The following is a 12893-nucleotide window of genomic DNA, read 5'->3' on the forward strand; positions in this document are numbered from 1 at the left end:
CTCAGCTGCGCTCGGCCATTGCCCAGTAAGCGCCGCGCCGGGCGAGCAGTTCGGCGTGGGTGCCCTGCTCGACGATCCGTCCGGACTGCATCACCAGGATCAGGTCGGCGTCCCGGATCGTGGAGAGTCGGTGGGCGATGATGAAACTGGTGCGGCCCCGGCGAAGTTCGCGCATCGCGCGCTGGATCAGCAGCTCGGTGCGGGTGTCCACCGAACTGGTGGCCTCGTCGAGGATCAGCAGTTGCGGCCGGGCCAGAAATGCCCGGGCGATCGTGATCAACTGCTTCTCGCCGGCGCTGATGGCCCCGCCGTCGTCGTCGACCCGGGTGCGGTAGCCATGCGGCAAGGCACGGACGAACGGGTCCACATGCGCTGCCCGCGCCGCCTCGATGATCTCCTCGTCGGTGGCGCCGGGCCGCCCGTAGCCGATGTTGTCGGCAATCGTCCCGGTGAACAGCCAGGTGTCCTGCAGCACCATTCCGATCGACGAGCGCAGCGCGCAGCGATCCACGGCGGTGATGTCCACGCCATCGATGAGGATCTGGCCGCGGTCCACGTCGTAGAACCGCATCAGCAGATTGACCAGGGTGGTCTTGCCGGCGCCGGTCGGGCCGACGATCGCGACCGTGCTGCCGGGCGCCACGCTCAGTGACAGGTCCTCGATCACCGGCACGCCGGGCCGGTAGCCGAAGCTGACATCGCGGAACTCCACCCGGCCGCGCGGGCTCGCGTCGTGCGGTTCGGAGCCGGGGGGCCACAGCGGCACCGGCGGTGCAGGAGGCTCCTCGGGTTCGTCGAGGAAGGCGAACACCCGCTCGGCGCTGGCGGCCCCGGACTGCAAGGCGTTGAACAGCGCGGCCAGGTTGCCCAGCGGCTGGTTGAACTGGCGCACATAGGCGATGAACGCCTGGATGCTGCCCAGCGTGATCTGCCCGGTGGCCACCTGGAAGCCGCCGATCACGGCAACCGCGACGTAGCCGAGGTTGGCGATCAGCCCGGTCACCGGCGCGATCAGCCCGGAGAGGAACTGGGCGCCGAACCCGGCCCGGTACAACGCGTCGTTGCACTCGTCGAACCGCTGCTGTGCCCAGTCGCGATGCCCGAAGGTCCGCACCAGGGTGAAGCCGCTGTAGGTCTCCTCCAGATGGGCGCCCAGCCGGCCGGTTGCGGCCCACTGCGCGGCGTAGAGCCGTTGCGAACGCCGGGTGATCGCCCGCACCGCCAACAGTGTCACCGGCACGCCCGCCAGGGTGATCACAGCCAGCAGCGGCGAGATGGACAGCATCATCGCCAGCACCACCAGCACGGTCAGCACCGAGGAGAACAGTTGACTGACCGTCATCGACACCGAGGTCGCGGTGTTGTCCACATCGTTGGTGACCCGGCTCATCAACTCCCCGCGTCGCTGGGTGTCGAAGTAGCGCAGCGGGAGCCGGTGCAGTTTGTCCTCGACATCGCGGCGCAGCGTCCGCATGGTGCGCTGCAGGATCACGTTGAGCAGCCGAGCCTGCGCCCACACCGTCAGCGCCGCAACCAGATACAGGCCCACGGCCAGCGCCAGGGTGCGCGCCACCGCGGCGAAGTCGACACCGGCGCCGGGCACCACATTCATTCGGTCCAGCATCTCGGCGTAGGCGTCCCGGCCCTGCTGGCGGGCGGCCGCGACGGCCTGCTGCTTGGTGATTCCGGCCGGCAGGCCGCGACCGAGGATGCCGCTGAACACCAGGTCGGTGGCGTGGCCGAGGATTCGCGGCCCGGCCACGCCGAGGCTGATCCCGGCCAGCGACAGCCCGATCACTCCGGCGATCAGCCGGCGCTGCGGGCCCATCCGGCGGGCCAGGCGCAGCGCGGTCGGCCAGAACTCCCCGGCCCGCTCGGCGGGATCTGCTGCCGGTGTGGTCACGAGCCACCGATCCCGGCGGTCACCGTCTGCGACTCGGCGAACTCGGCGTAGGTCGGGCAGTCGGCAAGCAGCTCGTGGTGAGTGCCCGCACCGACCACCCGGCCGTCATCGATGACGATCACGTGATCGGCCTCGATGACGGTCGAGATCCGCTGGGCCACGATGATCACCGTCGCCTCGGCGGCCACCTCACGCAACGCCGTGCGCACGGCGGCGTCGGTGCGGGTGTCCAGTGCCGAGAACGCGTCGTCGAACAGGTAGATCGGGGGGCGCCGGATCACCGCCCGGGCGATCGCCAGCCGCTGACGCTGCCCGCCGGACAGATTGATCCCGCCCTGGGCCACCGGCATCGCCAGACCGTCGCGGTGGGCCGCCACGAAGTCGTCGGCGGCGGCCACCCGCAGCGCCGCCCACATCTGCTCGTCGCTGACGGTTGCCCCGGCCGGGGCGCCATAGCGCAGGTTGTCGGCGACCGTGCCGGAGAACAGGTGCCCGCGCTGGGGCACCAGCCCGATCTCCGACCACAGGGCCTCGGGGTCGCGCTCGCGCACATCCACGCCGTCGATGCGCACCGCGCCGTCGGTGACGTCACGCAGCCGACAGATCAGCGACACCAGGGTCGACTTGCCCGATCCGGTGGAGCCGACCACCGCGGTGGTGGTGCCGGGCAGCGCGGTGAACGACACGTCGTGCAGCACCGAGCGATCGGCGCCGGGATAGCGGTAGCCGACGCCGTCGAGCCGGATCTCGCCGGTGTCGGCCGCCGGGGCCACCGGGGTCTCCGGGGCGGTGATGGTCGGCTCGGTGGACAGCACTTCGGTGATCCGCTCGGCGCAGACCGAGGCGCGGGGCAGGATCGCCAGCACCATGGTGGCCATCAGCACGGCCATCAGGATCTGCATGAAATAGGACAGGAAGGCGATGAGCGAGCCGACCTGCATCTGGCCGGCGTCGATGCGCAGGGCTCCGAACCAGATCAGGGCGACGCTGGAGGTGTTGATGATCAGTGTGGTGACCGGCAGCATCAGCACCTGCAGGTTGCCGACCGTCAGCGAGGCTTCCGACAGGGCGGTGTTGGCCTGGGCGAACCGCTGCCGTTCGGCGGGTTCGCGGGCGAAGGCGCGGATCACCCGGATGCCGGTGAGCTGGTCGCGCAGCACGCGGTTGATGTTGTCGATCAGCATCTGCATGCGGCGGAACAGCGGCAGCATCCGCGAGACGATCAGGTAATTGGCCAGCGCCAGCACCGGCACGCTCACCGCCAGCAGCCAGGCCAGGCCGGCGTCCTGGTGAATCGCCATGATCACCCCGCCGATGCTCATGATCGGGGCGGCGACCAGCGTGGTGGCGCTCAGCTGCACCACCAGCTGGATCTGGCGGACGTCGTTGGTGGTGCGGGTCAGCAGGGTCGGCGTCCCGAACCGGCTGGTCTCGCGTTCGGAGAACCCGATCACCCGGGTGAACACCGCCCGGCGCAGATCGCGGCCGAAGCCGGCGCCGGTACGGGCCCCGAAGTAGACCGCGGCGACGGCACACAGCATCTGCAACCCGGTGACCCCCAGCATCACCGCACCCAGCCGGGTGATGACGGCGGTGTCACCGCGGACCACGCCGTCGTCGATGATCGTGGCGTTGAGGGTCGGCAGGTACAGCGAGGCCAGCGTGCTGATCAGTTGCAGTGCCATCACCGCCGCGATCGGCCGGCGGTAGGGCCTGATGTAGCAGCGCAGCAGCGCCAGAAGCATGGGGTTACTGTCGCACACCCGCGTGTGGCCGGTGTTGCTGCGGCGACAGCCGGCGACACAAACCGACTGGTCACCGCGGTGTCGTGGTTGACGGGCGGCGGTGCCGCTACAGTGCATCGTGTGCGGCTCACACTGACGGTCCCGGCCCTGGCGGTCGCTGCCCTGATTCCGATGCTCGGCGGATGTTCCGATGCCGACTCGACTGAAGCCCAGTCCGGCAGCCAGTCGTCGTCTTCGGCGCCCGAGCAGGGCACTCACGGCCCCTCGTTCCCGCTGTGCGGGGGCGTCAGCGACGAGACCATGACCAACCTCACGCGGGTGGCCGGCCTGGTCAGCACCGCCCAGAACTCGGTCGGCTGCCAGTGGCTGCTGCGCGGCGGGATCATGGGCCCGCACTTCTCGTTCTCCTGGTATCGCGGCAGCCCCATCGGTCGTGAGCGGAAGACCGAGGAGGTGTCGCGCACGTCCGTGGAGGACATCAACATCGACGGCCACAGCGGTTTCATCGCGATCGGCACCGCCCCGACGATGGGCGACAACCTGTGCGAGATCGGCATTCAATTCAAGGATGACTTCATCGAGTGGTCGGTCAGTTTCGCTCAGAAGCCGTTCCCGGATCCCTGCGACGTCGCCAAAGAGCTGACGCGCCAGTCGATTGCGAACGCCAAATGAACCGCCGGGTCCGGGTAGCGGCAGGGGCGCTGGCCGCGCTGGCGGTGCTGATCGCACCGACCGCCTGCTCCCGTGAGGTGGGCGGCACGGCGGTCAAGGCCGGCTCAGGCGACACCAAGCGCAACAACAACTCCGAGCGGCAGTACCCGAACCTGCTCAAGGAGTGCGAGGTGCTGACCACCGACATCCTGGCCAAGACCGTGGGTGCTGACCCGCTCGACATCCAGAGCACGTTCGTGGGCGCGATCTGCCGTTGGCAGGCGGCCAACCCGGCTGGGCTGATCGACATCACCCGGTTCTGGTTCGAGCAGGGCAGCCTGGACAACGAGCGCAAGGTCGCCGAGTTCCTCAAGTACCAGATCGAGACCAAGTCCATCGTGGGCGTGCCGTCGATCGTGATGCGTCCCTCCGACCCGAACGGCTCGTGCGGGGTCGCCAGTGACGCCGCTGGAGTGGTCGGGTGGTGGGTCAACCCGCAGGCACCCGGGATCGACGCCTGTGAGCAGGCCCTGAAGCTGATGGAGCTCACGCTCGCGACCAACTCCTGAGTCGGCGCGGGTACGGCGCGGCGGGCTAGTGCGCGCCGCTCTTGCCGCCGGCTGACATCTGCCGCAGCTCGGCGATGGCCTCACCTGCCGTCGGCGCGCTGTCGGGGTCGATGAGGGACTGGATCATCAGGCCCAGGACGACGGCCAGCGCGACGGATCCGCCCATCTCGGTGCGCGCGCGACGCTGGCCCTCGGCCAGGCGGGCGCGGAGCTCGTCGTTGCGTTGAGCCTGCACGATCGCTTCCAGATGCGATGTCCACAGCGCCTTGTCGGTGGCGAAGGACTCGAGCACCGCCTGCCAGCGGTCCACCGCCGCCGCGGAGTCGCCGTCTGCGGCCATCCGGGCGTCGAGTTCGTCGAGCTCCTCCAGCAGGGCCTGCACCAGGAGACGTTCGCGGCTGCCGAAGTGGTAGCCGATGGCGGCGTGGCTGACGCCGGCGGCGGCGGCGATGTCTCGCACCGTGGTATTCGCCCAGCCCCGTTCCACAAGGCAGCGCTTGGCGCCCTCCAACAGATCCTCACGGTTGCCCATGAGTGCAGGTTAACCAGGGTGGCGACCTTTGCACAAATGGTTTGACCGTATGGATTGACCAAATGGTCAAATCGGGGGTACGGTACCGAACCAGGACGGCCCCGCGGTGGGGCCTGGAGCAGGAGGTGCCGGTCATGGCCCACGAAGTCCTCGAACGCGTCGAGCAGATCGCCGCCCAGCTGGCGGCCACCGCCGAAGACAGCGAGCGGCTGGGCAAGCTGTCCGATCAGTCGGTGTCGCTGATCCGCCAAGCCGGCGTGATGCGGATGCTCCAGCCCACGGACTTCGGCGGCTATGCCGCCCACCCGCGCGATTTCGCCGAGACGGTCATGGCGGTGGCGAAGCACTGCGGCTCCACCGGCTGGGTGTGCGGCGTCGGGGGAGTGCACCCCTGGGAGATGGCGCTGATGGACCGCCGGCTGCAGGCCGAGATCTGGGCCGATGATCCCGACACCTGGATCGCCTCCCCGTATGCCGCGCAAGGTGTTGCGACACCCGTTGACGGCGGCTATCGGTTGAGTGGCCGGTGGAACTTCTCCTCGGGCACCGATCACTGCGACTGGATCTTCCTGGGCGCACGGGTCGGTGGCGCCGACGGTGTGCCCCCGCGGGTGCTGCACGTCGTCCTGCCCCGCGCCGACTACACCATCGTCGAGGATTCCTGGGACGTGATCGGCCTGTCGGGAACCGGCAGCAAAGACATCATCGTCGACGGCGCGTTCATCCCCGGCTACCGCACCATCGACTTCGAGCACGTCGCCTCCGGCGCCCCCGCCGCCGAGGCGGCCGGACGCACCGAGACGCTCTACAAGCTGCCGTTCTGGACGATGTTCCCGCTCGGGATCACCGCAGCGCTCATCGGGATCACCGAGGGCGCGCTGGCGGCCCACCTGGACTATCAGCGTGACCGGGTAGCCGCCACCGGCACCAAGATCAAAGACGACCCGTACGTGCTGTACGCGATCTCGGAAGCCGCCGCGGAGATCGCGGCTTCGCGGTTGCAGCTCCTCGACGGCATCAGCAGAATGTACGACCTCGCCGATGCGGGCAAAGAGATCAGTTTCGAGGATCGTTCGCTGGTGCGGCGCAACCAGATTCGCTGCGCTTGGCGGGCGGTGGCCGCCGCGGACGCGATCTTCGCCCGCTCCGGCGGCAACGCCGCGCGCCGCAACAACCCGTTACAGCGGTTCTGGCGTGACGCCCACGTCGGCCTGGGGCACGCCATCCAGACCCCGGGGACCATCTATCACTCCAGCGCCCTGACGTCCATGGGCGTCGAGCCGTCGCCGGCGTTGCGGGCGATGATCTGAGCGGGCGTCGGTCCGATACTACGATTACTACGTATAGCGAAACACTGCGTTGTAAGCGTAGTATCGGATCGAGGTTGCGGCCGTCGACGCGAAGGCCGCAGCAGCGGGTGTTTCAGCCATCGAGTAAGTGGAGGAAGCGGTGGTGGAGCCATTTTCCGGCATGGCCGACACTGGCCGCGGTGGGCTGCCAAGACACACTCACCGACAGTGGCGGATCGTGTTCGGTCCGATGTCAAAGCTGACGACTGGACCCGACGCGGAGACCTCTGAGGAGGCCGTGCTGCGGCTCGAACTGCCGCCCGGGATCGATGCGCCAGGGGACGTGGCCGTCGAACTGGAGGACGGCACCTTGGTCGTTCGGCTTGGGGGTCTCGCCGTCGAGCAGCCGGCTTCGGTACGCGAAGTAGCCGAGGAATCCGGTGCGGTGGACGTGGAACAGGCTGCGCCGGTACCCGTCGAACTCCTTACGCAGCTCGCCGCCGTCGTCGAGGTGCAGCGGGGCATCCTCCGCGAGATCGGAGCCGCAGCGGGGCTTTCGCAACGCGAGCGCGTGACGCTGCCGACGGCCACCGGAACGCTGGAATACACGCTGCCGTTCGAGCCGGAGGAGACCTACAGTCCGGGGGCGGTGAGCGCCATTTTGTCGCCAAGCGGTAAGCCGCATCGGTCGATCGCGCAGGACCGACGCCGCGCACACGAACTGCTGGGCGTCAAGATCGGCAATCAATATCGGTATCCCAAATTCCAGATCGACCCGATGCGCCAGCAGATCCGTCCCGTGGTCGCCTACGCGAACCGTCAGCTGGAATGCGGCGCAGACCCATGGGGAACGCTGGACTGGTGGTACAGCCCGGATGAGAGCCTTGCGGATCGGCGTCCGATCGACATGGTCGAAAGCGGTGAACTGACCGAGGATCTGGTCGACCTCGCGATCCAACTCGGTCAACAGGGCATGGATTGAGCGATGCCGACCAATCGGTACAACGGACGCCTCGCTGACGTCGAGACCGTCCGCAAAGGTACCGAGCTGTACCGGATCATGGCGGCCGATGCGTCCTATGCGGCGAACTCGTTCAACATGAAGCCACGGCCCTTGGGCCATCCCAAGCAAGGCCGCTTCGAGCCTGCCGACCCCAGGCTCGGCGGCTACATCTACGTCGGTGACACACTGGCCGGCGCGGTCGCCGAGGGTGTCTTGCGCAACCAATCGATCTCCAAGGCGGGTCTGGTACGTCGATCCTGGCTGGTCAACAAGAAGCTCGTCCGGTTGCGCCTTGGCAGCGATGTCACGGTGGCGTCGGTGTACGGCTCTGGCGCGACCAAACTCAACCTGGACACGGCGTTGCTGTGCGGCGGTGTCAGCCAGTATTCGCAAACCCGCCAGACCGGCACCAAGATCCTGCTCGAGACGACGCCCGCGTTCGGTATGCGGTACCGCTGTCGCAACCATGACAACTTGACGTCGCTGATGCTCATCACGCGAAAAGCGCCTGCGTTGTCGCTGACCCTCATCGATGAGGTGGACATCTTCTTCGACAAGCGGGGCAGAGATTTGATCCTCGACGTCCTTCACGTGGAGTTCCAGCTGCAGTACGCCGGGGTGCTGCCGAACTGACTGGGGCAGTGGGAAACCCGCGCCCCTACCGCGGGACGTGAAAACCGACCAGGGCGGCCGAACCCAGCTGTACGTCCGCCCAGCTGCCGCCGACTTGGAGAACGGCGATGCCCGACGTCGGGCATTTCTCCGAGATCCGCTGGGCCGCCGCGGCATCGGTGCCGGGGCCGGCCAGTCCGAGTGCGACGCTCGACATGGCCGGCTCATGGCCGATGACCAGTAGGGTGCCGACGTCGTCGGCGACGGTGTTGATGGTCGCGATCACGGTTCCGGGCGTGGCGTCGTAGAGGTCGTCGACGTAGCGCACCGGTGCGGTCAGTGCGGTCCGGTCGTAGGTCTGCCGGGTGCGCGTCGCCGTCGAGCACAGCACCGCGTCGATGGCCGGCGCGTGGCTGCGCAGCCAGTCCCCGGCCAAGCCGGCCTCCCGGACTCCGCGGGGTGCGAGCGGGCGATCGTGGTCGGCCGCTCCGGGCGGATAGTCCGACTTGGCGTGCCGCAGCAGGATCAGGGTGCGGTGGGCGCTCACCCGATCCAGGGTAGGGGGCGCATCGGCGACCGATACCGCAGCCGTCCGACGGAACCGCTGCCGGTGACTGAAGTGCCAGGTGTGACGCACGAGGTCGCGACGCGAAGTGGGTCACCGGACCTGCCGGTCGGGGTCCGCGGGCTTGTCGGTGTGCGGCCATACACTCGCGATGCCTGGCCGACGGGGAAGGGACGAGAAACCGACATGCGCTTCGTGCACACCGCCGATTGGCAGCTCGGCATGACCCGGCATTTTCTTGCCGGCGACGCTCAGCCCCGCTACTCGGCCGCCCGGCGAGACGCGGTGTCGGGACTGGGGGCGCTGGCAGCGCAGACCGGCGCGGAGTTCGTGGTCGTCGCCGGCGATGTGTTCGAGGACAACCAGCTGGCTCCCGAGGTCATCAGTCAGTCGCTGGAGGCCATGCGCACCATCGGGATACCGGTCTACCTGCTGCCGGGAAACCACGATCCACTCGATGCCGCGTCGGTCTACACCAGCGCCCTGTTCACCGCCGAGTGCCCCGACAACGTGACCGTCCTGGACACCGCCGGAGTGCACCAGGTGCGCCCCGGCCTGGAGATCGTCGCTGCGCCATGGCGATCCAAGCGTCCCACCACCGACCTGACCGCCGCCGTGCTCGAGGGGCTTCCCGCCGACGGCACCGTCCGGATCCTGGTCGCCCACGGCGGCGTCGACGCCCTGGACCCCGACCCCGGCAATCCGGCGCTGATCGGGCTGGCGGGCCTGCAGGACGCCCTGTCGCGCGGCGCCATCCACTACGTCGCGTTGGGGGACAAGCACTCCCGCACGCAGGTGGGAACAACGGGCCGAATCTGGTACTCGGGTTCCCCGGAAGTCACCAATTTCGACGACATCGAATCCGATCCTGGCCATGTGCTGGTGGTCGACATCGACGAGGCCGACGGCAGCGTGCACGTCGACTCCCGCCACGTCGGCCGGTGGCGGTTTCTGACTCTGCACCGCCAGCTCGACACCGGGCGCGATGTCACCGACCTCGACATCAACCTCGACCAGCTGCCGGACAAGGAGCGCACGGTCGTCCAGCTGGCCCTGACCGGGTCGCTCAGCGTCACCGACCGGGCCGCTCTCGATGTCTGCCTGGACCGCTACTCGCGGCTGTTCGCCTGGCTGGGCACCTGGAAGCGCCACACCCACCTGGTGGTGGTACCCGCCGACGGCGAGTTCTCCGACCTGGGGATCGGCGGGTTCGCCGCCGACGCGGTCGAGGAACTGGTCGCCGCCGCCCGTGGCAGCGACACCGGGGCCGCCGACGACGCCCATGCCGCGTTGGCGCTGTTGCTGCGCCTGGTCGACCGGGGCGTGGCATGAGACTGCACCGGCTGGTCCTGAGCAACTATCGCGGCGTGGCGCATCGGGAGATCGACTTTCCCGACCAGGGCGTGGTGGTGGTGTGCGGCGCCAACGAGATCGGCAAGTCCTCGATGATCGAGGCGCTGGACCTGTTGCTGGAGGCCAAGGACCGCTCGGCCAAGAAGGACGTCAAACAGGTCAAGCCCACCCATGCCGACGTGGGGGCCGAAGTCACCGCCGAAATCAGCACCGGTCCTTACCGTTTCGTCTATCACAAGCGGTTCCACAAGGCGCCCCAGACCCAGCTGACCATCCTTGAGCCGCGCCGCGAGCAGCTCACCGGCGACGAGGCGCACGACCGGGTCCGCGCCATGCTGGCCGAGACCATGGACACCGGCCTGTGGCAGGCCCAGCGGGTGCTGCAGGCGTCGGCTACCGCGGCGGTGGACTTGTCGGGCTGCGATGCGCTGTCTCGGGCGCTGGACGTCGCCGCCGGCGACACCGCCACCCTCAGCGGCACCGAGCCGCTGCTCATCGAGCGGATCGAGGCCGAGTACGCCCGCTACTTCACCGCGACCGGGCGTCCCACCGGCGAGTGGGCCGGCGCCATCGCCGCGCTGGCCGACGCCGACGCCGAGGTGGCGCGGTGCGCCGAGCTGCTCGCCGAAGTCGACGACCGGGTGCACCGGCACGCCGCGCTGTCCGAGCAGCTGGCCCGGCTGACCGCCGAGCAGGCCGCCGCGGACGCCCGGCACAGTGCGGCGCGGGCGGCCGCCGACACCATCGCCGACTTGCGCGGCCGGCTGCGCGATGCGCAGTTGGTGGCCACCGCGGCCCAAGCGACCTGCACCGCCACCGACACCGCCGTCGCCGAACGGCAGCGGCTGCGCGATGACCTCGAAGCGCGGGCGGCGGCAATCGGCCTGCTGGACACCGAGATCGACGGCGCCGTCCAAGCCCAGGCGGCCGCCGAGGCCGAGGCCGTCAAGGCCCAGGCCGCCGCTGCCGAGGCCGCGCACGCCGTGGTGGTTGCCGCCGAAGGCGTCGCATCCGCCCGCCGCGCCGCCGACCAGCTCGCGGCGCGCGAGGAGGCGGACCGGCTCGCCGACCGGCTCGCCCGGATCGACGCCAACGCGGCACAGCTGGCCCCGGTGGTCGAAGAGCTGGCGCAGATCGTCGTGACCGAGCCGATCCTGCGCCGCATCGAAGCGGCGTCCGCAGCGTGCGACCGTACCGGCGCCTCGCTGGCCGCGATCTCGGCGACTCTGGAACTGACCGCAGCCGCCGACATCGAGCTGACGATCGGTGGTGCGCACACCGCGCTGCCCGCCGGCCAGAGCTGGAGCGGCACGGTGACCGACGCGCTGGAGGTCGGCCTTCCCGGTGTGCTGACCGTGCGCGTGCGCCCCGGTGACAGCGCACGCGAGGCCGGCGCCGCACATGATGCGGCACGCACCGAGCTGGCCGAGGCCCTGGCGGCCGCGGGGGTGGCTGAGCCGGAGCAGGCGCGTCAGGCCGACCAGCGGCGCCGCGAACTGGAAGGCAACCGCGACCAGCTCAGTGCCGCGCTGGCGGCGTTGCGCGGTGACGACGACATCGAGGCGTTGCGTCAGCGGCTGACCCGGCTGCGCGCCGAGCACGGCGAGGCCGGCGCCGGGGTCACACCGGAGCAGGTCCGTGCCGACCGTGACGCCGCCGAAGCGCTACGGGACGAGGCCGACGCCGCCTGCGAGAGCCTGCGCCGGGCCTCCCACGACGCCGCCGCCCGCCGCGCGGAGGCCGCCAGCCGGCTGACGCTGCTGCGCGATAAGGCGGCGGCCCAACGCACCGAGGTGGAGGCCATCGGCCAACGCCTCGCCGCGCAGCGGGCCACCCTCGGCGACGCCGAGCTCATGGCCGCCGCGGAGGCGAACACCCAGGCGTTGCGCATCGCCGGGGAGCGTGTGACCGAGCTGTCCGACCAGCTCGGCGCTGCCGAGCCCGGCACGGTGGAGGCCGAACTCACGGCCGCGCAGGCCGCGGCGGAAGACCTGCGTGCGCGGCATACCGAGACCGCCCGCGCCCTGCACGAGGTGGAGGTCGAACTCGCCGTGTTCGGCACCCAGGGCCGGCGGGGCCAGCTCGACGCCGCGCAGACTGCCCGCGAACACGCTGCGGCCGAACATGATCGGATCGGGCGCCGAGCGCGGGCCGCCAAACTGCTGCGTTCGACCATCTTCCGCCACCGAGACGACACCCGCCGGCGCTACGTCGAGCCGTTCCGCGCCGAGATTCAGCGGCTGGGCGCGCACGTCTTCGGCTCGGACTTCGAAGTCGACATCGACACCGACCTGAAGATCTGCGCCCGCACGCTGCGGGGCCGCACCGTGCCGTATGAGTCGCTGTCCGGTGGCGCCAAGGAGCAGCTGGGAATCCTGACCCGGCTGGCCGGGGCGGCCCTGGTGGCCAAGGAGGACAGCGTCCCGGTGGTGATCGACGACGCGCTCGGCTTCACCGACCCGGATCGCCTGGAGAAGATGGGTGCGGTGTTCGACGCGGTCGGCTCACACGGGCAGGTGATCGTGTTGACGTGCAGCCCGGACCGCTACCGCAGCGTGACCGGTGCCCACCGCATCGAGCTGAGCGCCTGAGCCTAGCGGGCGAGCTGAGCGCCTGCGGGCGCCAGCTGTCGCCGAATGTGTAACCAGACCGCAAATTCGGCGGAATTCTC

11 protein-coding genes are annotated in these 12893 nt (G+C 69.6%); 7 read left to right on the forward strand and 4 right to left on the reverse strand.

The genetic code is table 11. The features are described 5' to 3' along the window. Window position 1: 1 nt before the first annotated feature. The gene (locus tag AWC02_RS09185; RefSeq protein WP_085128457.1) at window positions 2-1903 is read right to left on the reverse strand and encodes an ABC transporter ATP-binding protein; all 1902 of its coding nucleotides are present in this window, start codon (window positions 1901-1903) and stop codon (window positions 2-4) included. Further along, window positions 1900-3648, reverse strand: a complete 1749-nt coding sequence (locus AWC02_RS09190) for an ABC transporter ATP-binding protein (protein ID WP_085128458.1) — start codon at window positions 3646-3648, stop codon at window positions 1900-1902. Before AWC02_RS09190 ends, AWC02_RS09185 begins: the two co-directional genes overlap by 4 nt. A gap of 171 nt (window positions 3649-3819) precedes the next feature. Between AWC02_RS09190 and AWC02_RS09195 the strand changes: the two genes are divergently transcribed. Both AWC02_RS09195 and AWC02_RS09200 read left to right on the forward strand, forming a co-directional pair. Continuing rightward, window positions 3820-4320, forward strand: coding sequence for a DUF3558 domain-containing protein (locus AWC02_RS09195; RefSeq protein ID WP_085128531.1), 501 nt, complete (start codon window positions 3820-3822; stop codon window positions 4318-4320). Continuing rightward, complete coding sequence (locus AWC02_RS09200; RefSeq protein WP_085128459.1) at window positions 4317-4868, forward strand: DUF3558 domain-containing protein; 552 nt, start codon at window positions 4317-4319, stop codon at window positions 4866-4868. The genes AWC02_RS09195 and AWC02_RS09200 overlap by 4 nt, the downstream gene beginning before the upstream one ends. Window positions 4869-4893: 25 nt before the next feature. On the opposite strand, the gene AWC02_RS09205 is transcribed toward AWC02_RS09200, so the two are convergent. Next, window positions 4894-5400 (reverse strand): TetR/AcrR family transcriptional regulator, encoded by a 507-nt coding sequence (locus tag AWC02_RS09205; protein ID WP_085128460.1) that lies wholly within the window; start codon window positions 5398-5400, stop codon window positions 4894-4896. A 134-nt stretch (window positions 5401-5534) separates the two neighbouring features. Between AWC02_RS09205 and AWC02_RS09210 the strand changes: the two genes are divergently transcribed. The 3 genes from AWC02_RS09210 (at window position 5535) to AWC02_RS09220 (ending at window position 8325) form a co-directional block, all read left to right on the forward strand. Continuing rightward, on the forward strand, window positions 5535-6710 hold the full coding sequence (locus tag AWC02_RS09210; protein WP_085128532.1) for an acyl-CoA dehydrogenase family protein: 1176 nt from the start codon (window positions 5535-5537) through the stop codon (window positions 6708-6710). Window positions 6711-6837: 127 nt separating this feature from the next. Further along, the gene (locus AWC02_RS09215) at window positions 6838-7671 is read left to right on the forward strand and encodes a hypothetical protein (RefSeq protein WP_165757876.1); all 834 of its coding nucleotides are present in this window, start codon (window positions 6838-6840) and stop codon (window positions 7669-7671) included. Between the two features lie 3 nt (window positions 7672-7674). Further along, the gene (locus AWC02_RS09220) at window positions 7675-8325 is read left to right on the forward strand and encodes an RES family NAD+ phosphorylase (RefSeq protein ID WP_085128462.1); all 651 of its coding nucleotides are present in this window, start codon (window positions 7675-7677) and stop codon (window positions 8323-8325) included. A gap of 25 nt (window positions 8326-8350) precedes the next feature. On the opposite strand, the gene AWC02_RS09225 is transcribed toward AWC02_RS09220, so the two are convergent. Beyond that, entirely contained in the window at window positions 8351-8851 is a 501-nt protein-coding gene (locus AWC02_RS09225; protein WP_085128463.1) for a SixA phosphatase family protein, read from the reverse strand. A 204-nt stretch (window positions 8852-9055) separates the two neighbouring features. Between AWC02_RS09225 and AWC02_RS09230 the strand changes: the two genes are divergently transcribed. Continuing rightward, complete coding sequence (locus tag AWC02_RS09230; protein WP_085128464.1) at window positions 9056-10201, forward strand: metallophosphoesterase family protein; 1146 nt, start codon at window positions 9056-9058, stop codon at window positions 10199-10201. Next, on the forward strand, window positions 10198-12813 hold the full coding sequence (locus tag AWC02_RS09235; protein WP_085128465.1) for an AAA family ATPase: 2616 nt from the start codon (window positions 10198-10200) through the stop codon (window positions 12811-12813). The genes AWC02_RS09230 and AWC02_RS09235 overlap by 4 nt, the downstream gene beginning before the upstream one ends. Window positions 12814-12893: the final 80 nt, after the last annotated feature.

This window comes from Mycolicibacter engbaekii, from assembly GCF_002101585.1.
In the GTDB taxonomy this organism is placed as follows: Bacteria; Actinomycetota; Actinomycetes; order Mycobacteriales; family Mycobacteriaceae; genus Mycobacterium; species Mycobacterium engbaekii.